Below are 20,845 nucleotides of genomic sequence, written 5' to 3'. Positions count from 1 at the left end.
CTCGCCGGAAGAAGTGCGGTGAACGGACCGATCGGGCGCCGCGGCGTCTCAGGGCTGCCGGAATCCGATGATCGCCTGCGGGTAGCCGGAAACCGGCAGATCCCGGGTCGCGAGACTGTCGAGGGCGACGACGGTCACCCCGTCCCACCCCAGTTCCCGGGTATTGCCCCCTGCGACGACCGCGAACTCGGCGCCGTCGTCGTTCTGCCAGAACGCGACCGTCTCGTGCGGTACGCGCAGCGGTACGAGACGCTCCTCTCCGCTCACGAGGTCGAGAATCGACAGGTTGGAGTCCCCGCTCGCGTTGCCGAACGATCCGGTGCCGACGGTGAGCAGCCGGGCGTTCGTGCCTCGCTCGGCCGACGCGGGCGCGAGCGCGGCTCCGTGCGAATGGGAGTTCGCGGCGCTCGGGATCGTCGAGGCCGTCCCGGTGACGGGGTCGAGCCGTTCCACGACGAGGCCCTGCACCGGCAGCAGGATCGTGCCGTCTGCATCGACCGCGCCGTAGTGCGGCTTCTCCCACGAGGCGAGCCCGCCGATCGTGCCGAAGGGCGCGATCTCGTGCGTCGTCGGGGCGAGCGTCGCCGCATCAACGACGGTGACGGAGAAGCCGTCGTGGTCGACGGTCGCGGCCCACGCCCCGTCGGGCGCGACGAGCACGTCGAAGGGCCGTGCGCCGACCGGCACCGAGGCCGTGAATCCGCCGTTCGCCGTCTCGAACACCTCGAGCAGCGATTCGCCCGCCTCGGTCATCACCGCGACGTAGACGCGCGACCCGTCGGGTGCGACCGCGAGGCCGAGGCCGCCGGCGCGGTACTCCCCCGACGAGATCCGGCTCGCGGGGTGCAGGTACGGCACGAGCGCGGTCCGCTCTCCCGCGACGAGGTCGACGACCGCGAGCCCTTCGGCGGTGGCGGCGTACCCGGTGCGCCCGTCGGGCGACACGCCGACGCCCCAGGGCGCCGCCCCGACCGGGATGGTCGTCACGGCATCGGCATCGGGCCGAGACGGGTCGATCACGGCGACCGCGTCGCCGTGCATCAGCGATGCGAGCAGCAGCTCGGGCCCTGCAACCGCGTCATCGACCGGCTCGGAGGCCACCGTCGGCGCCGGCGCGCGCGTGGCGGGCGCAGGCGCTCGCGGCGACGATGCCGGCTCGGCAGCGCACCCGGCGAGCAGCGAGATCATGCCGATGAGCGCGGCCGCGCCGAGCATCCGGCGGCGAGTGAGAGGAACGATCCTGTCGAGCATGCGCTCAGTCTCCCGCAGCGGGTGGCGTCTCCGCCTCAACCGTTCGATGGATTTCGCCGACGCTCGGCCCGCGAGGCGGGTCACGCGGTAGCGTAGAGCTGTGAGTACATCGAGGGTCTTCGTAGGTCGTCTGGCCGGGCGCAGCGTCTTCGACCCGGTCGGCGATCGGATCGGCAAGGTGCGCGACGTGCTGGTCGTCTACCGTGCGGCGGGCGCCCCCCGCGTGGTCGGCCTCATCGTCGAGATCCCGGGCAAGCGCCGCGTCTTCGTGCCGATCAGCCGGGTCACATCGATCGGTGCGGGCCAGGTCATCGCCACCGGCCTCATCAACGTGCGCCGCTTCGAGCAGCGCGGCGGCGAGACCCGCATGATCGCAGAGCTCATCGGCCGCCACGTGCTCCTGACCCCGGCGCAGCCCGGCGGCGACCCGGTCGGGGCGACGATCGAGGACGCGGCGATCGAACGGGCGCGCACCGGCGAGTGGCACGTCTCCGAGCTCTTCGTCAGACTACCGCGGCCGTCGGCCCCGTTCGCGCGGGCAGAATCGCGGATCGTGCGCTGGTCGGAGGTGCGCCTGCCGAGCCTGAAGCCCGGCGTGCAGTCGGCCGAGCTGCTCCTGCAGACGCTCGTCGATCTGAAACCCGCCGACCTCGCGGAGGCGCTGCTCGAACTGCCGCAGCCGCGCATGCTCGAAGTCATCGCCGAGCTGCCCGACTCCCGCGTGGCCGACGCGGTCGAGGAGATGAGCGAGCCCGACCAGCTCGCGCTGCTCGCGCTGCTCCCTTCCGATCGCACGGCGGATGTGCTCGACCAGATGGAGCCCGATGACGCGGCCGACCTGATCTCCGCGCTGCCCGCCGCGCGCGGCGAGGAGCTGCTCGACCTCATGGAGGATGAGGAGGAGCAGGCGGTGCGCCGCCTGCTCGAGTACGACGCCGATACGGCGGGCGGCCTCATGAGCCCGTCGCCGATCGTGCTCTCGGGCGAATCCACGGTCGCCGAGGGGCTCGCGATGATCCGCCGCGCCGAGATCCCTCCCGCCATGGCCTCGGCCGTCTACGTCACGCACCCGCCGTTCGAGACGCCGACCGGCGAGTATCTGGGCATGGCGCACTTCCAGCGCATGCTCCGCTTCCCCCCGCACGAGCGGCTCTCGTCGCTCGTCGACGAGGAGCTCGAGCCGGTGCCGGTCGACGCGAGCGCTGCCGAGGTATCGCGCCGCCTCGCGAGCTACGACATGGTCGCGATGCCGGTCGTCGACGATCAGAACCGCCTCGTCGGCGTCGTCACCGTCGACGATGTGCTCGACCATCTGCTGCCCGACGACTGGCGGCACGCCGACGACGATGCCGAGATCGAGCCCGCCGGCCGCGCCGCGCGCAGCGCAGGGGCCGCATCATGAGGCTGTTCGGGCGCGACCCCGGTCTCGATGCGCCGCTCGCCGCGGGCTCGCGCGCCGCGAAGACCCCGCGCGGCATCGGCAACGAGCGGTTCGGGCGATGGACGGAGGGCATCGCCCGCGGCATGGGCACCCCCTGGTTCCTGCTGATGCTCACCATCTTCTGCATCGCCTGGCTCGCATGGAACACGTACGGCCTCGAGGAGTGGCGCTTCGACTCCGCGGCCCTCGGCTTCACGGCGCTCACGCTGATCCTCTCGCTGCAGGCCTCGTACGCGGCTCCGATGATCCTGCTCGCGCAGAATCGGCAGGACGACCGCGACCGCGTGCAGATCGAGCAGGATCGGCAGCGCGCCGAGCGCAATCTCGCCGACACGGAGTATCTCGCGCGCGAGGTGGTCGCGCTCCGAATCGCGATGAAGGATCTGCCCGATCGCGACTTCGTGCGCTCCGAGCTGCGCGCGCTGCTCGCCGAGCTCCAGGAGGATCAGGAGGAGATCGCAGCCGGTGCGGACGCGACCGAGGCGGCCCCGTCAGCGGCGGCCCCGTCCGAGGAAGAGGCGGGGCGTGCCGAAGCCGATTGAGGATGCGGTCTGGGCGGCGCTGTCGCGAGTGCAGGATCCGGAGCTGCTGCTCCCCATCACCGATCTCGGCATGGTGCGCTCGGTCGCGGTCGACGATGCCGGCCGCGCCGATGTGTCCATCCTCCTGACCATCGCCGGCTGCCCGGCTGCGCGGCGCATCGAATCCGACGTGCACGAGGCGACCGCCGGCGCATCGGGGGTGGTCGAGGCCCGGGTCGAGGTCGGGGTGATGACCCCGACCGAGCGCAAGGCGTTCACGGAGCGGGTGCGCGGTGGGCGCGGTGCACGACCGCAGCAGTTCGGCCCCGACTCGCTCACGCGCGTCATCGCGATCACGAGCGGCAAGGGCGGCGTCGGCAAGTCATCGCTCACCGCCGGGCTCGCGGTCGCCCTCGCGGCGCGCGGGCTCTCGGTCGGTCTCGTCGACGCGGACGTCTTCGGCTTCTCCATCCCGGGGCTGCTCGGGCTCAGCCGCGATGGCATCACCGAGCAGCCGAGCCGCGTCGACGACATGATGCTGCCGCCCGTCGCCTACGGCGTGAAGGTCATCTCGATCGGCATGTTCCTGGGCGACGCCGACCCGCGCACGACCGCCGTCTCGTGGCGCGGCCCCATGCTGCACCGCACGATCGAGCAGTTCCTGCGCGACGTGTGGTTCGGCGAGCTCGACGTGCTGCTGCTCGATCTGCCGCCCGGCACGGGCGACATCGCGATCACCATCGGGCAGCTGCTGCCGCAGGCCGAAGTGCTCGTCGTCACCACACCGCAGGAGGCCGCCGCCGACGTCGCCGTGCGCAGTGCGCTCGTCGCCCGACAGACCGGGCAGAAGGTCGTCGGCGTCGTCGAGAACATGGCCGGCATGCCGCAGCCCGACGGCAGCGTGATCGACGTCTTCGGGTCGGGCGGCGGCGCGCTCGTGGCCGACCGTCTGAGCGACACGGAGCACGGCGAAGTCCCGCTCCTCGGCAGCGTACCGCTGTCGCCGGCGTTCCGGGAGGGCGGCGACGCGGGCGAACCGGCGGTGCTCGCGCATCCGGAGGATCCGGCCGCGGCCGAGGTGCTGCGCATCGCCGACCGCATCGCCGTGCAGGGCCGCGGGCTCGCGGGGAAGCCACTCGGCATCAGCCCGCGCTGAGCGGACAGGGCTTCAACGGTCGCCCGGCCCTACGTCGCCTCGTCGTCGAAGTGGAACTCGCCCGTGTCGGGCTTCTGCGGAAGCTGGGCCGCCGCCGCGGCCGGCGTCCGCGTCGCCTGCTGCTCGTCCTCGAGCAGCGCGTCGCGGATGATGCGCCGCGGGTCGTACTGGCGCGGGTCGAGCTGCTTCCAATCGACCTCGTCGAACTCGGGGCCCATCTCATCGCGCAGACGATCCTTCGCACCGTTCGCCATCTGCTTCACGGTCTTCACGAAGTCGCTGAACTTCTTCGCGTAGGCGGGCAGGCGCTCCGGACCGATGACGAAGACGGCGATCACGAGGATCACCAGCATCTTTTCCATATTGAGGCCCATCCCGTTCAGTCTACCGATCCGGAATCCGAAGATTCGCTCGGGTGCGAGCGTGTGCGGCCGCGATCGGCACGCCGAAGCCCTACGCTAGGGGGGTCGGCACCGACGACCCCCGGAGGAGAACGTGAGCAAGCTCGAACGCAATTGGCAGTACGCCGAGCAGTACCCGGGCGAGACCGAAGCGCTCGTGCGCGCACGGCGGCTCGCGCTCGAGCTCGGCATCGAACCGGTGAGCCGTTCGACGGCCGCCCACCTCTCGGGCATCGTCGCGCAGAGCGGTGCCCAGGCGATCTGCGAGATCGGCACCGGCGTCGGCGTCAGCGGCCTCTCGCTGCTGCGCTACGCCCCCGAGGCGACGCTCACCTCCATCGAGATCGAGCCCGAGCATCTGCGCGAGGCGCGGACGGTGTTCGCGGGGGCGGGCATCGCGTCATCGCGGCTGCGCCTCATCGAGGGCGACGCCCGCCACGTCATGCCGCGCCTGAACACGTCGGCCTACGATGTCGTGCTGCTCGACGCCGACCCGAACGATCTGCTCGAGCATTTCGAGCACGCCCTCGGCATCGTGCGCCCCGGCGGCAGCATCGTCGTTCCCGGCGCATTCGTGCACGGTCGCGTACCCGATCCCGCCGCGCGCGACACCGCCGCCCAGAACATGCGCGACCTGCTCGCGCTCGTCTCCGACTCCTCCGCGATCGCTCCGATCCTCTCACCCGCGGGCGACGGCATCCTCACCCTCGTGCGTCTCCCCGACCAGGAGTAGCACGGCGCTGCCGGTCAGCGGCACCGGGTACGACGAAGGCCTGGCGATCCCTGAGGGAATCGCCAGGCCTTCGTGTTCGGCGTCGATGCCGCAGTGTCGATTAGGCGTCGAGCACGCCGGCCAGGACGTCGCGGAGCTCAGCCGCCTCCTGGTCGGTCACCGAGACAACGATGCGTCCGCCGCCTTCGACGGGCACGTACACTACGATCGCCCGGCTTTCGCGCACCGCCTCCATGGGTCCGTCCCCAGTTCTCGGTTTCATTGCAGCCATGGCGCCTCCTCAGCAGATTTGGTGATACCGCGTCTATTATCCCGCGATTCGAGCCAATCGAGTAATTCGCGGCGTGGTGCTGCGACATGCGGCTTCACATTGCGGTGAGCCAGTCGCGCAAGGCCCGTTCGGTGTCGACGATCTGCGCCACGGGCACCCGTTCGTCGTCGGCATGGGCGAGCAGCGGGTCGCCGGGGCCGAAGTTGACCGCGGGCATGCCGAGCGCCGAGAAGCGCGACACGTCAGTCCATCCGAGTTTCGCGGTGGGCGTACCGCCGACCGCTGCGACGAATGCGCGGGCGATCGGCGAATCGAGGCCGGGCCGCGCCCCGGGGGCCGCGTCGACGACGCGCACCTCATCGGCGTCGGCGAAGAACGCCTCGACGAACGCGGTGGCATCCGCGATGGTCTTGCTCGGTGCGAAGCGGTAGTTCACCTCGAAGACGCACTCGTCGGGGATGACGTTGCCGGCGACTCCGCCCTCGATCTTCACGGCGTTCAGCCCCTCGCGGTACGCGAGACCGTCGACCTCGACCGTCGCGGCCTCGTACGCGTCGAGCTTCTCGAGCAGTGCGCCCGCGCGATGGATCGCATTCACGCCCATCCAGCCGCGCGCCGAATGCGCCCGACGACCGCGCAGCACGACCCGCGCGCGCAGCGTGCCGTTGCAGCCGCCCTCGATCGTGCCGTTCGACGGCTCGCCGAGAATGGCGAAGTCGGCCCCGAACAGCTCGGGGCTGTTGCGCACGGCTCTGCCCAGCCCGCTGAGATCGGCCGAGACCTCCTCGTGGTCGTACCAGACCCACGTGATGTCGATGCCCGGCTCGGCGAGCTCCACGGCGAGCGCGAGCTGCACCGCGACTCCCGCCTTCATGTCGACCGTGCCGCGGCCCCACAGCATCGCCTCCCCCGACCCCGGCTCGGTCGTATCGCGCACCGGCAGGTTGCCGTTGATCGGCACCGTGTCGAGATGGCCCGCGATCACCGCCCGCCGGTCGCGGCCGAGCTCCGTGCGCGCGACGAGCGTGTCGCCGTCACGCACGACCGCGAGGTGCGGCGCCCGCTCGAGCAGCAGGGCCTCGATCGCGTCGGCGACCGCCGCTTCATCCCCCGAGACCGAGGGGATGTCGCACAGCTGCCGGGTCAGCCCGACCGCACCGTCCCCGAGGTCGAGGCGGATCGGGAGCGACGGGCGTTCTGCGTGGTTCACGTCTGCAACGATACGGGATCGCGCGCCGCCGCCGCCGGTCGATGCGCGCTCGGGCGGTACCCTAGAAGCATGACCGACTCCCGCTTCGCCTGGGCTGCAGGCCTCGCCACGATCGCGACCGACGGATCCGCGCTCGACGCCTGGTTCCCCGAACCCGCACTCGGCGGCCTCCCCGCCGCCATCGATCGCTGGGTGGCACCCGCCGAGCTCGAAGCGCTGGCGGGTCGCGACGAACTCCGCGATGTCGAGCTGCAGCCGATCACGATCCAGATCGACCTCGATGCGGCCCCCGAGAGCGCCGACGACGCCTATCTGCGTCTGCACCTGCTCTCGCACTGCCTCGTGCAGCCGAACACGATCAACCTCGACGGCATCTTCGGTCGGCTCCCGAACGTCGTGTGGACGAGCGCCGGCCCGATGCTGCCCGAGGTGTACGCCGCCCGCCTGCCGCTCCTGCGCCGCGCGGGCCTGACGGCGAACGGCATCGACAAGTTCCCCAGGCTCACCGACTACGTCGTCCCGGCCGGCGTGCGCATCGCCGATGCCTCGCGCATCCGCCTCGGCGCTCACCTCGCCCCGGGCACGACCGTCATGCACGAGGGCTTCGTGAACTTCAACGCAGGCACGCTCGGCGCTTCGATGATCGAGGGCCGCATCTCGCAGGGCGTCGTCGTGGGCGACGGCTCCGATATCGGCGGCGGCGCATCGGTCATGGGCACCCTCTCGGGCGGCGGCACGCAGCGCGTCACGATCGGCGCACGCGCCCTGCTCGGCGCGAACTCGGGCATCGGCATCTCGATCGGCGACGACAGCGTCGTCGAGGCCGGCCTGTACGTGACCGCCGGCACCAAGGTGCTGCTGCCGAAGGGCACTGCGGCGTCGGGCGGCAAGCCCGTCGAAGTGAAGGCGGTCGAGCTCTCGGGCCTGCCGAAGCTGCTGTTCCGCCGCAACTCGCGCACGGGCGCCGTCGAGGCGTTGCCGCGCGACGGTGCAGGGATCACCCTCACCGCAGCCCTCCACGCGTAGGCGCTCTCCGCAGCCCGCCGCGCGTAGGCGCTCACCGCAGCCCGCCGAACGCCCGGCGATCCCTGGCCTGCCTCGACAAAGGGTCGCGATCTGGGGTGCCACCGTCGGCAGAACCCCAATTCGCGACCCTTTACCGTGGGGCGCACGCCGCTGAGAGATCGAGCCGGCGCGCACTTCGACCGGAGGGCCGGTCGCCGAGCATCTTCCTCCACAGCCCCATCGTCGAGCTCTTCGTCACGGGTTCGAGCGGTTCTTGGCGTCCTACCTGTGGAGAACTCCGACGGACTTCCGCGATCTCGTGCATCGTAGAGTCATGTCGCAGTCGCCCGCCCTCGCATCGTTCGGAACCGCCTTCTCGGTGGCGGAGGCGCGAGCCGCCGGCCTGAGCTACGAATCGTTGCGCAGTCGACGCTTCGAGGCACCGTTCCATGCGACCCGCATCGTGAGGCCTCCGGCCGCCGCCGAGCCGATGCACCCGTTCGAACTGCAGCGTCGCCGCACGGTGCAGCTCATCCATGCGCTCGCCCGGCGTCTCGTCCCCGGGCAGTTCATGAGCCACAGCAGCGCGGCGCTCCTCTGGGGCGCACCGATTCCTCATCGACTCGGGCAGGTGCTCCATCTGAGCGCGCTCTCCCCCGCGCGTGCGCCCAGAGTCGCCGGCACCGTCGGCCACCGCATCCACCCGGGCCGCTGCGCGGTCGACCGCATCGACGGGGTCCCGCTCAGCGCACCGGCGACGACTTGGGCGATGCTCGGCGGTCTCGGTGCGACTGTCTCCGACCTCGTGGTCGCCGGCGATTACTTCGCACGGCGATACCGCGCCGGGCACGGCCGTCGGGAGGTCGGCCGACCGCCGCACGCGTCGATCGATGAGCTGAGAGCCGTGCTCGAACTCGGCCGATGGAGCGGAATCTCCCGTCTGGCCCGGGCCCTCGAACTGGTGCGCGAAGATTCGTGGTCGCCGCAGGAGAGCCTGCTCCGTCTGAATCTCCGTGAGGCCGGGCTCCCGGAGCCCGAGCTCAATGTCGACGTGCACGATGACGGCGGTCGCTTCCTCGCCTGTCTGGATCTCGCCTACCGGAGTTTGAAGGTCGGGGCCGAATACCACGGCCTCATGCACGCCGCCACCTACGCCCAGGACGTCATGCGCGTGGAGGCGCTGCGCGACGACGGGTGGATCATCATCGAAGTGACGAAGGCGGGAGGTTCCGAATCGACGCACACGGCGCGACGCATCGAGAGAGCGCTCAGGAGCCGGGGTTGGGCTCCGTCGTGATCGAGGCCGCGGCCTACTCAGAAAACGAACAAAGGGTCGCGAATTGGGCGATCGAGCACGGCTCGACCCCGGTTCGCGACCCTTTGTCGCGGGGCGGGGCGGGGCCGGGCGGGGCCGGGCGGGGCGGCGGGGCGGGGCGCCGCGCCCCGCGCGAACGGCCTAGATGTGGCGCTCGGGCGAGCCGATGTAGAGCTGCTGCGGGCGGCCGATCTTCGTGAAGCGGTCCGAGTGCGCCTCGCGCCACTGCGCGATCCAGCCCGGCAGCCGGCCGATCGCGAACAGCACGGTGAACATGCGGGTCGGGAAGCCCATCGCCTTGTAGATCACGCCGGTGTAGAAGTCGACGTTCGGGTAGAGCTTGCGCTCCTTGAAGTAGTCGTCTTCGAGGGCGATCTGCTCGAGCTCCTGCGCGAGGCCGAGCAGCGGGTCGTTGATGCCGAGCTCGGCGAGGATCTTATCGGCGCTCTGCTTCACGATGCGCGCACGCGGGTCGTAGTTCTTGTAGACGCGGTGGCCGAAGCCCATGAGCTTCACGCCGTCCTCCTTGCGCTTGACCTTCTCGACGAAGGTCTCGACGCTCTGTCCCGAGTCGCGGATCTGCGCGAGCATGCTGAGCACGGCCTCGTTCGCACCGCCGTGCAACGGGCCCGAGAGCGCGTTGATGCCGGCAGAGATCGACGAGAACATGTTCGCCCCGGTCGAGCCGACGAGGCGCACGGTCGAGGTCGACGCGTTCTGCTCGTGGTCGGCGTGCAGGATGAGGAGCTTGTCGAGCGCCTCGACGAGCACCGGGTTCATCTCGTAGGTCTCGGCCTTGTTGCCGAAGTTGAGACGCAGGAAGTTCTCGACGAAGCTCAGCTCGTTCTTCGGGTACAGGAAGGCCTGGCCGATCGACTTCTTGTGCGCGTACGCGGCGAGCACGGGCAGCTTCGCGAGCAGACGGATGGTGTTGACCTCGACGAACTCGGGGCGCGCGGTGTCGAGCGAGCTCTCGTAGTAGGTCGACATGGTCTGCAGGCCGCCCGAGAGCATCGCCATCGGGTGCGCGGTGTGGGGCACGGCCTCGAAGTAGTACCGCATGTCCTCGTGGAGCAGCGTGTGGCGACGGATTTCGCCGTCGAAGGCCGCGAGCTGATCCGCGGTCGGGCGCTCGCCGTAGATGAGCAGGTAGGCGACTTCGAGGAAGCTCGAACCGGCCGCGAGCTCTTCGATCGGGTAGCCGCGGTAGCGCAGGATGCCCTGGTCGCCGTCGATGTAGGTGATCTCGGAGCGCGTCGACGCCGTGTTCACGAAACCGTAGTCGAGCGCCGTGTAGCCGCTCTGCTTGGTCAGCGTGCTGATGTCGATCGATGACCGACCGTCCACCGACTCCAAGATCGGGAACTCGGCGGCGCCGCCCGGGTAGGTCAGCTTCGCCGTGCTCGGTGCCTGAGTCGAATCGGTCACGTCGTCTCCTCGTGAGTTCGCTTACTGGCAGACGTCTCGGTAAACACTGCCCGTCTTCCACCCTATCGGCTCGTTCGAGCACAGGTGAATCACGGCGGATATGCCGCGTATCATCTCCAGATTATCTCGATGTCGAGCAAAATGCGATTCGTGCGACGGTCGCAGGGCAGGCGATCGGGCCCCTCGATCCGCCGCGACGGGCGAGGGATCGGGACTCGGGAACCGATATGACGGGAGAGGGATCGGGGCGCCGCGACCGCACGATGGCGGTGCTGCGACGCCCCGATCCCTTCGGTCACTCCGCGCGCGAGTCGCGGCGGCGGAGCATCAGCATCACCGCTGCACCGAGCCCCGCGAGCGCGAGCGCGGCGCCCGCGAACCGGCCCGCCGATTCGGATCCGGTGCGCGCCAGCCCGCCGTCGGCCTTGGGCGAGGGATCGCCTCCCCGAGCCGCGGCGTTCGCACCGGCGCCCGATGCCGAGGTGCCCGCTTCGCTTCCGGTACCGCCGTCGGGGTCACCGCTCGCACCCCCGTGCGGATCGCCTTCGGCACCGCCATTCGGATCGCCGTTCGGGTCACCGTTCGGATCGCCGTTCGGATCGCCGTTCGGATCGCCTTCGGCACCGCCGTTCGGGTCCCCGCCGGGATCTCCGCCCGGCTCCTCTGCGACGACCGTGTACTGCACGGTCTCGCGCGTGATGTTGCCGGCGTTGTCGATCGCGGACGCGGTGAACTCGAAGACGCCTTCGGTATCGGTCGGCAGCGGCTGGCCGAGCGGCACGGACCCCTGGCAGGTGAGCACGCCCGAGAGCGCGTCGTCGCAGGTGAACGCTGCGGGCAACGAGGCGCCGAGCGCGACGCGCGCACCCGCGATCGAGGGGTCGACCGTCACGACCGGGTCGGTCTTGTCGATCCGCACACCGTGGCTGCGCAGCGCGGTCTCGTTACCGGCGCGATCCGTGGCGCGGTACTCGACGGCGTAGATGCCCTCTTCGCTCAGCGGCACGTCGGCGAAACCGGGGTAGGCGACCTGCCACGGACCGTCCCCCACTCGGAAGTCGAGCCGCTGCACGCCCGAGTCCTGATCGGTCGACTCGATCCGCATGTTCGCGTCACGGCGCAGCCAGCCGCGCGCGTTCGGCACGGGGTCGAGCACCGACGACGCCGTGGGCGCGGTCCGGTCGATCCGGATGTCGAGCCGCTTCACCGGACCGCGGCGGCCGTACTCATCGACGGCCTGGTAGCTGAGCACGGTGTGCCCGGTCGCGTCGACCGAGATCGACTCGCTGCCGTCGGTGATGCCGCTGCCGGTCTGCTCGCCCGTCAGCCGCCACTCGACGCCCGAGGCACCGGTCTGCGGGATCGGGTCGAGCATCACGTCCACCGGCCCGTTCCACCAGCCGCCGGGCCGCTCCGGGTCGGGAGTCGCCATCGCGTCGAGCACGGCGTCGGCGGGTACGACCTGGTAGTTCACGATGCGCACGTTCGTGTTGCCCGCGACGTCGCTCGCCGTGATGCGCAGGCTGTGCCACCCCAGCGTGTCGCTCGGCAGCGGGTGGCCGTGCGGCGTCGATCCGACGCAGCTCTCGACGCCCGATGTCGCGTCGGAGCAGCCGAAGCTCGCGTTCACCGACGCGCCGAGCGGCACCTGGCGATCCTCGAGGGTCGGATCGATGTCGATCGCCGGCCGCGTCGCGTCGATGTTCACGGGCACCGACTGCTCGCCGGTCGAGTTGCCGGCGGCGTCGCTCGCGCGCCACCACACCCGGTGGTGGCCGTCGCCCGTCACGAGCACGCGCACGGGCTCCCCGAGCACGGGCGGGTCGGTCCAGGGGCCGTCGTCGACGCGGTACTGCAGCGAGGCGAGCCCGCTGTCGTCGTCGCGGGCGTCGAGGATGACCTCGGCCTCGCCGCGGTGCCAGCCCTGCGAGTTGGGTTCGGGCGTCACCTCGTGGTCCACGGTGGGCGGGGTGACGTCGCCCGCGTGGACCTCCAGCACACCGTTCTGCCGCAGCTCGTTACCCGCCCGGTCCTGGGCCAGAATCGCGTACGGTACGGTCCCGGCCACCGAGGTATCGATCGCCGCGCCGATTTCTTGCGCCGGTCTTCCGGCGATCGAGATGACGCACCTCTCGACACCGGCGGTTGCGTCGGCGCAGCTGAACTCCGCAGCCGCGGTCTCGTGCTGATCGACCCGTCCATCGGCGAGCACCCCCGCCAGCTCGATCGTGGGCTTCGTCTGATCGATGCCGAACTCGAGCAGCCTGGGCGCAGTCTCGTTGCCGAGGGTGTCACGCGCCCACACCTCGAGCGTGTGGCGACCGTCCTCGAAGTACTGCAGCCGCGAACCGTTCTGGATCGCGAACGAGCCGTGCTCACCGTCTCGCCTGCCCTGGATCGTCGCGATGCCGTCGGGGTCGGTGGCCTCGACCCTAACACTCATGGGCTGCTGGTAGTAGCCCCCGTAGGCACCTGTTTCGGGCTCCATGGTGAGGAACAGCCGCGGCGCCTCCGAGACCGCGATCACACCCCCGCCGGTGATGTCGAATGAGGCGACGCCGCTCACGCGCGCAGCGGCGTGCACGGTGTAGCTGCCCGGGGCGAGACCGCGCATCACCAGGCTGTAGCGCCCCTGGTTGCCCTCCGTGCGCACGGTTTCGACGCGACTCTGGCCGTTCTGATCCGTGACCGTGACGGTGACGGCGATGGGCCTGCCATCGGAGATCGGCATGAGGTCGCCCCAGATCTTCAGCTCGGGGCTGTTGCTCGAGGCGAAGACGCGCATCTGTGTCGTGCCCGAGGACTCCCAGCCGCGATCGATGAACACGTTCGCCGCCTCGATGCCGCTGTTGCGCACTTCGAGGTTCACGAGGCCGGTGAAGCGACCCCCATAGCCCTCGATGAAGCGCAGCTGGGCGAACTGGCCCGGCCCGTACCAGTCGGTGCTCTCACGCCCCACCGCGACGAGCCTGAACTCGATGCCCGCCGGCCCTGCGACGCTCGCGTTGTACTTCTCGGCGTTCAGCACGCCCTCGGGGTACACCCGCGTCTCGCCCGGAGCGATGCCGGTCACGGTGAAGTCGGCTTTGGAGTCCCCGGCATCCTGCGCGGTTTTCTCCGCGCTCTCGGCGTCCGCGGGTTTCTCCGCGCTCTCCCCCTCGGTGTCGGTCGGCTCGGAAGTCTCTGGGTCGGTGTCGTGGTTCTGCGAGGGATCCTCCGACGTCTGCTCGCCCGTTCCCTCCTGTTCGGCGCCGCCTTCCGGCGCGCTCCGCTGCAACGCGACAGTCTGTTCCGCAGCGGCCTGCTCAGCGGCGGCCTGCTCAGCAGCTGCCTGCTCAGCAGCGGCCCACTCGGCCTCGGCTTGTTCGGCATCGGCGCGCTCCGCCTCGAGGCGGAGGCGTTCGGCCTCCGTCTGCTCGGCGGTCAGCCGCTCGCGCTCCAGCCGTTCGGCCTCGGCCTGAGCCTCAGCGGCGGCCTGAGCCTCAGCGGCGACCTGAGCCTCAGCGGCCGCCTGAGCTTCGGCCTGCGCGTCTGACCCCGCGCCCGGCGTCTCATTCGCGCTCGCCGGGACAGAACCCCCGAGCAGCAGCGCCGCGCTCAGCAGCACGGCGCCCGTTCCCAACCCCCTGCGCTGCAACGCTCCTTCGGCGCGCACGGCGCCGAAGGGGCCCGTCCCGTCCTGTGGTTCTCTTCGTTTCCTCATCGTGTATCCCTTTCCGTGCCCCTACTCGAGCGGGGCTTCGTTATCGACGAAGGCGATCACGAAGCCGCCCTCGGCCTCGCGGATCTGGAAGCCGAACGCTCCGCCGTCGGAGCTGTCGAGCGAGGCGTAGCCCGTGCCGTTTTCGTCCCCCGAGATGCGCACCGGCGCGTACTGCGCGAGCGCCTCCTCGAAGTGGCTGAAGACCTCGTCGCTCGGCACCTCGGTGACGTAGCTCGCGGTCTCCACGGCGCCGCCCGACTGCGTCGTGCAGATGGTCGCGCCCTCCGGTGCTGCCGGCCACCCCTCGGGCACGAGCTCCAGGTCGTCGAGACTCGCCGGACCCGTGGCCCAGGGGTAGATCTCCACGCACTCCTCCGGTACGCCGGGCGCAGGCTCCGCGGGCAGCGTCGCTTCCTCCACCGCGTCGGCCGGAGCCTTCTCCTCGGCGTCCGGACCGCCCGAGCAGCCGGTGAGCGCAAGGAGTCCGGCCGCGGCGAGGCATCCGATCAGGGCTCCCAGTCGAAGGCGGGGCGAGGGATCGGCTGAGCCGTAGTCCCTCACCGGGCCGCGGGCCCGGTGCCGTTCTGCGGCGCTCATGCAGGATCCCTTTCGGTGATACGGCTGCGTCCGACGGCGAGCCAGAGACCGGCGATGACCAGCCAGCCTTGGATGAGGGTGCCAGGGATGCCCGGCACGCCCGAGACGAGCATGAGTGCCAGCAGGCCGAGCCCGAACAGAGCGCTGACCACGCCCAGCACGCGCGACACGAGGCGCTCGGCGAAGGCCATCCAGGCCATCGCGAGGGCCGAGACGAGCACGCCGAACCACGGGAAGTAGGCGCCGAAGTCGGTGAGCATGTAGTAGACGAAGAGCCCCTGCTCGTCGTAGAGCCCGGCCTCCGGACCGAGGTAGTTCGCGAGCGCGCCCTTCCAGCCGTAGCCGAGCAGACCCGTAGCGGCCGTGGCGATGGCGCCGAAGGCGACGACCTTCGCCCCGACGGAGCGCTCGAAGCGCTGCGTGCGCCTCCACCACACGGCCGCGAAGACCAGCAGCAGCGCCATCGCGAGGAGGCCCGCCGTCCAGCCGAGGCGGCCGGGCAGCACCGCCAGGCCGAGCATGTCGGCGCTCGTAACCGAGTAGTCCTCGCCCGAGAGCCAGGCCTCCGTCTCGGCATCGGGACGCACGTCGAAGACGATCGTGCCCGCGAAGCCGAGAGCCCCGGCTGCCGAGGCCCAGAGGGGCCACGCGGTGAAGCCCTGCTTCGCCGGTCTGGCGGCTGCGGCGGGGGCTGGCGGCGTCGCCTGCGCGGAGGCGGCGACGCTCGATTGACCTGGGAGTGCGGTCATGTTCGTTCTCTTTCGTGCCTGGGGCGCGGGGCCCCGGATCGGATGGTTGCGATGACCACGATCCCGCCGGGGCGTCCCGGGCCGGCAGATTCCGATGTCCTCGTTCGGACCGGGACGCCGGCGGGGACGCGCGGCCGGGACGCGGAGACGTCGGACCGGCGGTGGAACGAGCGCAGCGAGGCGAGTCGGAACCCGAACGGCGGGCCTCGATTTCGACTCGGCTCCGCCTCGCTCGAGCAGCGGTGGGCGCCGCGGCGCTACGGGCGCGCGAGCCTGCCCGAGCCGAAGCCGGCCTCGCGCGCCATCACGATGAGCGCGCTGCGGTCGGGCGCGCCGAGCTTCGTGATGATCGCGTAGACGTAGTTGCGCACCGTCTTGCTCGTGAGCACGAGCGTGCGCGCGATGGAGCCGTTGTCGAGGCCGCGCGCGACCAGGTCGAGCACCTCGACTTCGCGGTCGGTGAGCTCGGGGAAGGGCCTAGCCTCTGCGCGATCGGCTCCGCTGCCGAAGAACGAGACGGCGCGCGCGGCCACGTCCGCACCGAAGAGCACCTCTCCGTCGGCGACCGCGTGGATCGCCCGTTCGACCTCGGTCGGCGAGGCCACCTTGAGTAGGTAGCCGCGCGCGCCCGCGGCGAGCGCCGAGAGCAGGGAGCGGTCATCGCCGAGCATGGTGAGCACGAGCACCGCGGTCTCGGGCTTCCGCCCCAGGATGGCCCGCGTCGCATCGATGCCCGACTCGTCGCCGAGATCGAGGTCCATGAGCACGACGTCGGGCTGCACCGCATCAAGGATGCGCATCGCCTCCTCCGTATTGGCGGCCGATCCCGCGACTTCGACGCCCTCGAGCGTGTCGAGCAGGGAGATGATGCCGCGGCGGAAGAGCGGGTGGTCGTCGACCACCATCACACCGATCGTTCCGCCCGATGCCATCGGCCCTCCTCGCACAGCTGCTGTCGTCTCAATTGTGCCCCTGCGCCGCGCTTCCGGCCACGGGCGGATGTCCCGGCTCGGGCGAGGACGCGGAGTCCCCATCACCCGCGAGCGGCAGCGTCACGGCCACGCTCGTGCCCTCCGGCCCCGAGGTCAGCGACATGGACCCGCCGAACGCCTCGGCCCGCCTCCGCAGCGAGAGCAGCCCGACACCGGGTGCGTGCGCCTCGGGCAGCCCCCGTCCGTCGTCGCTCACCTCGAGCCGGAGCGCGCCGGGCTGCGTCTCGAGCACGATCCGCACCGCTTTCGCACCGGAGTGGCGCGCCGCGTTCGTCAGCGCCTCCGCGGCAATGAGGTAGACCGCGTCTTGCACGCCCTGGGAGAGTTCTGCCGCGAGCGGTTCCGGGCGGATCTCGACGGCTACCGCCATCCGCTCGGTGCGGAAGCGGGCGGCGAGCTCGGCGAGCGCTTCGGGAAGCGACGATCCGTCGAGCGGCGAGGGGGATACCTCTCCCGCGAGCTGTCGCACGGCGCGGGTGCGCCGTGCGACGTCCTGCTCGAGCTCCGCGAGCAGCTCCACCGCCCGGCCCGGGTTCGTCTCGACGAGGTTCGCGACCGCCGCGAGCCCGAATCCGATGCCCGCGAGCGCCGGTCCGAGGCCGTCGTGCAGCTCCTGCTGCACGGCTCTCCGCTCCCCCGCGCGTCTCGCGAAGAAGTCTTCGCGCGCGACATCGAGGTGCCGGTTCGAGTCGATCAGGTGCACGGCGGCGGCCACGAGCCCGGCAAGATCGCGCAGCGCGGAGATCGAGCGCCGGTCGAGCCGCTGCCCGACGGGAGCCGTCGCCACCAGTTCACCGGCTGATCCGGGGAGAGGGATCCGTACGGCCGCGCCCCCGGGGTCGCCTGCGATGGCGACGGTGCGCGAGACACCGGATCGCACCTCGACGGAGGCGAGGCGCAGCACGCGGCGCAGCGCTTCGCACAGCTCCCTGAGACCGGCGGGCCCGGCCTCGAGCTCACCGATCCCCGCCCCGAGCCTCGCGAGCATGGCGGCCGGCTCGGCGCCCTCGCCGTAGACGAGCCGGTCGATACGGCTCTGGATCCACCCGCGCAGGGGCTGGATGGCCAACGCGATGAGGATCGGAACGGCGATCTCAAGGCCCTCGGGCCACGGCACGAAGCGCGGCGCGGCGAGCACGATCGCGAGGTAGAGCGCGGCGCCGCTGATCGTCAGCAGGGTCCACAGGAGGATGCGGCTGACGACCACGCGCTGTCCCCAGAGCCCCTGCCCGAGCACCACGACGAGAATGCCCGCCGGGTAGATCACCTGCCCGAGCACCGGTGCCAGCAGCGCGACCCCCGCCAACGCGCCCGGGAGCCGCAGCGGGGCGGGGAGCACGAGCACGGCGTAGCTGCCGCTCAGGAAGAGGTGCCCGAGCGTCAGCCAGGCGAGCCCCGTGCGCCCGGCGCCCCTCGCCCGCGCCCAGCGCGTCGCCAGGATCCCTCCCGTGACGAGGGCCAGGCCGACCGCGACGAAGGAGCTCACCAGATAGATGCCGGGCAGCGACGACTGGAGCGCGCCATCGCCGGGGGCGAGCGGGTTGCGGGGATTCGAGGCTGACTGGTGCACGAGCGCCGCAGCCGTCGCGACACAGGCGTTCGCCGCGCCGATCGCAACGAGGCAGCGCTGCCAGCGCGGCAGCCGCGCGCGCGTGACGAGCACCGGGAGAACAGCCGTCATGAATGTGCCGGGGATGTAGCCCCAGCCCGATGCGTGGGCCAGCAGGCCCCAGAGCGGCAGCCCAGGCAGCTCCTCGCCGAGCAGCCCCCACTGCCCGCCGAGCACCGCGAGGCCCGAGCCGAGCGCGTGCACGGCGAGGATCGCCCCGACCGCGCCGACGCGCCTGGAGAGGAGCAGCGCAGACACCGGCCCGTAGACGAGGGCAACCGTGAGGCCGATCGCCGGGAAGAGACCCAGCACCTCCGCGGGCGGACGGGCGAGCACCAGCCCGGGCAGGGGACGTGCCGGCAGCTCGTGCGCCAGCGCAATCCAGACGGCGGCGAGCGCGAACGCCCAGGAGAGCGTCCAGACCGCAGCGGCGAGCGCGACCCGGCGGCGATCGACACCGCCCGTCTGAGGAGCGCCCGACGCGGTCATACGGGGATCACCACCGTCGCACGACCGGATGCGAGGTCGCCCGTGAGGGTGCCTGCCGCCTGCGCGCAGCGCTCCGCGATCGCCGATCGGGATCGTTTGGCGGCGTCGCCGCCGACGGCATCGGTGTCGAGGCGCACCCGCACGGACGCTCCCGCGACTCCGGCGACGATGCCGATCCGGGCGGGGCGGCACTCGCGCAGGAGGATCTCGACGGTGTCGGCGATGACCAGGTAGACGGCGACCTGCTGCTCGCCCTCGAGCTCATCGGTGCCCGGAGCGGAGGCGTTCACCGCGCACGTCGCCCCACTGAATCGACGCGACAGCTCGCGCAGCGCTCCGTCCAGATCCCCGGCGTCGAGCGCGGCTGGCAGCAGCGCCCTGGCGAGGCGGCGCACCCCCTCGGTGGTCTCCGCGAGTTCGGCGCGGAGCTCCTCGAGCGCCACGGGCGCGCCGGGGACGCCCGAGGCGATGAGCCGCCGCGTGCCCGCCATCGCGAAGCCGATCCCGGCGAGGGCGGGAGCGAGCTCGTCGTGCAGTTCGCGGTGCAGCATGCGGCGCTCCTCCCGGCTCACGCCGCGGGTACGATCCCGCAGCGCCGCCAGATCCTGATTCGCCTGCGCGAGTTGCACGGCCACCGCCACGAGCCCCGCGGTCTTCGCCAGCATGGGCTCGACCAGGTTGCTCAGCAGCGCGGGGTCGTCGGCGGTGCACACGACGGTGCAGAGCGGAGCCGCAGATCCCTCGCCTTCCGCCGCCCCCGCAGCGTCGAGGCGATGCGAGAGCACCGCCGGGCCGTCGGCGCCCGCCCGCGCGATCTCGACGGAGTCGGCGCCGACCAGCAGCGACACCGATCGCAGGTGCCAGATCTCGCGGAGCGCCTCGGCGAGCCCGGCGAGCCCGCCGCGGTCGCCGCTCGCCGAGACGGGTTCGCCGAGTCGGGCGAGGATCCGCCGCACGCTGCTCCCCGGTCCGAAGAAGATGAGTCCGGTGAGTTCGCGGAGCACCCCGAGCATCACGCTGAAGCCGAGCGCGAGGATCGCGGCGGCGAGACCGCCGGCCAGCGTCTCGCCCGCCCCGAGGCCGCGCGCGACGGCGTGGAGCAGCACGTAGAGGCCGATCGCGCTCGCGAGCGCCTGCGCCCACACGATCCCGGCGAGCAGGCGGCGGTCGATCACCGTTCCCGAACCGCCGAACACGGCGGCGAGGATCGCCGTCGGCAGCAGGCCCTGGGCGACGATGAAGAGACCCGTCCCGATGCTCGACGCGGCTTCGGTGCCCGGCAGCAGGGTGAGATAGCTCACGATCAGGAGGGCGGCGCCGAGCGCGAACCAGATCAGCACGACCCGTTCGATGCCGCGCCCGCGCCACCACCGCCGCACCGTGGTGCACACCCCGAGCAGGAAGCCGAGCAGCGCGACGCCGAGCGGCAGCAGTTGGAGCGGGAGCGGGGCGTCCGTCTGCCACAGCCCGCCGGCACCGACGATGCCGAGGTCGAGCGCGATGGCGAGGGCGCCGAGCCGGAGCCCGCTCCTCCTGAGGGGCGAATCGCCGAGCAGCCAGATGAGGATGCCGAGCGCCGCCAGCTCCGAGAGATGCATGGCATAGGCGGTGACGGCGCTCGCCGCCTCGATCAGGGCCCCGGTGCCGGGAAGCCGCCCGAGCACCATCATCAGCGCAGACAGACTCGAGCTCACGGCCAGCCCTGTCAGGACGGACGCGACAGTGCGCTGCCGGATCGCGAGCAGGATGCCCGCCGCCGGGGCGTAGACGAGCGCGGTCACGACCATGCGGAGCACGTGCTCCCACCCGACCCCGCACAGGCTGCCGACGGCGCACGCGGAGAGCGCGGGCAGCCAGGCGAGCGCGACGATCACCCCTGCCCCGAGCCGCGCGGCCCGCGTCCGATCCGGCTCGCCCACACCGTCTCCCGATCCGCGCGGCCGACGCCGCGCCCGACTCAATCCTCCCCCGCCC

General features: G+C 71.4%; 17 protein-coding genes. 6 read left to right on the top strand and 11 right to left on the bottom strand.

Annotated elements, in window-relative coordinates; translation table 11 throughout:
- Positions 1–48: 48 nt before the first annotated feature.
- Positions 49–1,251, bottom strand: a complete 1,203-nt coding sequence (locus tag ACUYTF_RS09955) for a YncE family protein (RefSeq protein WP_449279686.1) — start codon at positions 1,249–1,251, stop codon at positions 49–51.
- 100 nt (positions 1,252–1,351) lie between these two features.
- On the opposite strand from ACUYTF_RS09955, the gene ACUYTF_RS09950 reads away from it, so the two are divergent.
- From ACUYTF_RS09950 to ACUYTF_RS09940, 3 genes are read left to right on the top strand one after another with little or no spacing between them, the layout of a single operon-like run.
- Entirely contained in the window at positions 1,352–2,653 is a 1,302-nt protein-coding gene (locus ACUYTF_RS09950) for a magnesium transporter MgtE N-terminal domain-containing protein (protein WP_449279685.1), read from the top strand.
- Entirely contained in the window at positions 2,650–3,234 is a 585-nt protein-coding gene (locus tag ACUYTF_RS09945; protein WP_434142703.1) for a DUF1003 domain-containing protein, read from the top strand. The genes ACUYTF_RS09950 and ACUYTF_RS09945 overlap by 4 nt, the downstream gene beginning before the upstream one ends.
- Entirely contained in the window at positions 3,218–4,369 is a 1,152-nt protein-coding gene (locus ACUYTF_RS09940) for a P-loop NTPase (protein ID WP_434142702.1), read from the top strand. Before ACUYTF_RS09945 ends, ACUYTF_RS09940 begins: the two co-directional genes overlap by 17 nt.
- Positions 4,370–4,398: 29 nt before the next feature.
- On the opposite strand, the gene ACUYTF_RS09935 is transcribed toward ACUYTF_RS09940, so the two are convergent.
- Positions 4,399–4,743 (bottom strand): twin-arginine translocase TatA/TatE family subunit, encoded by a 345-nt coding sequence (locus ACUYTF_RS09935; protein WP_449279684.1) that lies wholly within the window; start codon positions 4,741–4,743, stop codon positions 4,399–4,401.
- A 121-nt stretch (positions 4,744–4,864) separates the two neighbouring features.
- Here ACUYTF_RS09935 and ACUYTF_RS09930 point away from each other — a divergent pair, with 121 nt between their 5' ends.
- Complete coding sequence (locus ACUYTF_RS09930) at positions 4,865–5,503, top strand: O-methyltransferase (RefSeq protein WP_449279683.1); 639 nt, start codon at positions 4,865–4,867, stop codon at positions 5,501–5,503.
- Positions 5,504–5,603: 100 nt separating this feature from the next.
- On the opposite strand, the gene ACUYTF_RS09925 is transcribed toward ACUYTF_RS09930, so the two are convergent.
- Together ACUYTF_RS09925 and dapE are read right to left on the bottom strand one after the other, a co-directional pair.
- The gene (locus ACUYTF_RS09925) at positions 5,604–5,774 is read right to left on the bottom strand and encodes a DUF3117 domain-containing protein (RefSeq protein ID WP_434142698.1); all 171 of its coding nucleotides are present in this window, start codon (positions 5,772–5,774) and stop codon (positions 5,604–5,606) included.
- 94 nt (positions 5,775–5,868) lie between these two features.
- Positions 5,869–6,984: a succinyl-diaminopimelate desuccinylase gene (dapE, locus tag ACUYTF_RS09920; RefSeq protein ID WP_449279682.1), complete on the bottom strand. Its 1,116-nt coding sequence runs from the start codon at positions 6,982–6,984 to the stop codon at positions 5,869–5,871.
- A gap of 69 nt (positions 6,985–7,053) precedes the next feature.
- Here dapE and dapD point away from each other — a divergent pair, with 69 nt between their 5' ends.
- The gene (gene dapD, locus ACUYTF_RS09915; RefSeq protein ID WP_449279681.1) at positions 7,054–8,010 is read left to right on the top strand and encodes a 2,3,4,5-tetrahydropyridine-2,6-dicarboxylate N-succinyltransferase; all 957 of its coding nucleotides are present in this window, start codon (positions 7,054–7,056) and stop codon (positions 8,008–8,010) included.
- 313 nt (positions 8,011–8,323) lie between these two features.
- The gene (locus tag ACUYTF_RS09910; RefSeq protein WP_449279680.1) at positions 8,324–9,286 is read left to right on the top strand and encodes a hypothetical protein; all 963 of its coding nucleotides are present in this window, start codon (positions 8,324–8,326) and stop codon (positions 9,284–9,286) included.
- Between the two features lie 159 nt (positions 9,287–9,445).
- Here ACUYTF_RS09910 and ACUYTF_RS09905 read toward each other — a convergent pair whose 3' ends face one another.
- The 7 genes from ACUYTF_RS09905 to ACUYTF_RS09875 form a co-directional block, all read right to left on the bottom strand.
- Positions 9,446–10,732, bottom strand: a complete 1,287-nt coding sequence (locus ACUYTF_RS09905; protein WP_434142694.1) for a citrate synthase — start codon at positions 10,730–10,732, stop codon at positions 9,446–9,448.
- Between the two features lie 295 nt (positions 10,733–11,027).
- Positions 11,028–14,435: a carboxypeptidase-like regulatory domain-containing protein gene (locus ACUYTF_RS09900; protein WP_449279679.1), complete on the bottom strand. Its 3,408-nt coding sequence runs from the start codon at positions 14,433–14,435 to the stop codon at positions 11,028–11,030.
- 21 nt (positions 14,436–14,456) lie between these two features.
- Positions 14,457–15,032 (bottom strand): hypothetical protein, encoded by a 576-nt coding sequence (locus tag ACUYTF_RS09895; protein WP_449279678.1) that lies wholly within the window; start codon positions 15,030–15,032, stop codon positions 14,457–14,459.
- Positions 15,029–15,781 (bottom strand): hypothetical protein, encoded by a 753-nt coding sequence (locus ACUYTF_RS09890; protein ID WP_449279677.1) that lies wholly within the window; start codon positions 15,779–15,781, stop codon positions 15,029–15,031. Before ACUYTF_RS09890 ends, ACUYTF_RS09895 begins: the two co-directional genes overlap by 4 nt.
- Before the next feature lie 257 nt (positions 15,782–16,038).
- The gene (locus ACUYTF_RS09885) at positions 16,039–16,713 is read right to left on the bottom strand and encodes a response regulator (protein ID WP_434142690.1); all 675 of its coding nucleotides are present in this window, start codon (positions 16,711–16,713) and stop codon (positions 16,039–16,041) included.
- Positions 16,714–16,741: 28 nt separating this feature from the next.
- Positions 16,742–18,871: an ATP-binding protein gene (locus ACUYTF_RS09880; RefSeq protein WP_449279676.1), complete on the bottom strand. Its 2,130-nt coding sequence runs from the start codon at positions 18,869–18,871 to the stop codon at positions 16,742–16,744.
- Positions 18,868–20,790 carry a histidine kinase gene (locus tag ACUYTF_RS09875; protein WP_449279675.1) on the bottom strand — a complete coding sequence of 641 codons (1,923 nt, stop codon included), beginning with the start codon at positions 20,788–20,790 and terminating at the stop codon, positions 18,868–18,870. The genes ACUYTF_RS09880 and ACUYTF_RS09875 overlap by 4 nt, the downstream gene beginning before the upstream one ends.
- Between the last annotated feature and the right edge of the window lie 55 nt (positions 20,791–20,845).

It is taken from the genome of Leucobacter sp. GX0328 (assembly GCF_053567315.1).
The sequence above is the reverse complement of the archived record's forward strand: the minus strand, read 5'-3'. Positions and strand labels throughout refer to the sequence as shown.

Bases quoted from the DNA above. Each gene is read 5' to 3' on its own strand.
- ACUYTF_RS09955 (WP_449279686.1), bottom strand. From the start codon at position 1,251: ATGCTCGACAGGATCGTTCCTCTCACTCGCCGCCGGATGCTCGGCGCG.
- ACUYTF_RS09945 (WP_434142703.1), top strand. From the start codon at position 2,650: ATGAGGCTGTTCGGGCGCGACCCCGGTCTCGATGCGCCGCTCGCCGCG.
- ACUYTF_RS09935 (WP_449279684.1), bottom strand. From the start codon at position 4,743: ATGGGCCTCAATATGGAAAAGATGCTGGTGATCCTCGTGATCGCCGTC.
- ACUYTF_RS09925 (WP_434142698.1), bottom strand. From the start codon at position 5,774: ATGGCTGCAATGAAACCGAGAACTGGGGACGGACCCATGGAGGCGGTG.
- dapD (WP_449279681.1), top strand. From the start codon at position 7,054: ATGACCGACTCCCGCTTCGCCTGGGCTGCAGGCCTCGCCACGATCGCG.
- ACUYTF_RS09910 (WP_449279680.1), top strand. From the start codon at position 8,324: ATGTCGCAGTCGCCCGCCCTCGCATCGTTCGGAACCGCCTTCTCGGTG.
- ACUYTF_RS09900 (WP_449279679.1), bottom strand. From the start codon at position 14,435: ATGAGGAAACGAAGAGAACCACAGGACGGGACGGGCCCCTTCGGCGCC.
- ACUYTF_RS09895 (WP_449279678.1), bottom strand. From the start codon at position 15,032: ATGAGCGCCGCAGAACGGCACCGGGCCCGCGGCCCGGTGAGGGACTAC.
- ACUYTF_RS09890 (WP_449279677.1), bottom strand. From the start codon at position 15,781: ATGACCGCACTCCCAGGTCAATCGAGCGTCGCCGCCTCCGCGCAGGCG.
- ACUYTF_RS09885 (WP_434142690.1), bottom strand. From the start codon at position 16,713: ATGGCATCGGGCGGAACGATCGGTGTGATGGTGGTCGACGACCACCCG.
- ACUYTF_RS09880 (WP_449279676.1), bottom strand. From the start codon at position 18,871: ATGACCGCGTCGGGCGCTCCTCAGACGGGCGGTGTCGATCGCCGCCGG.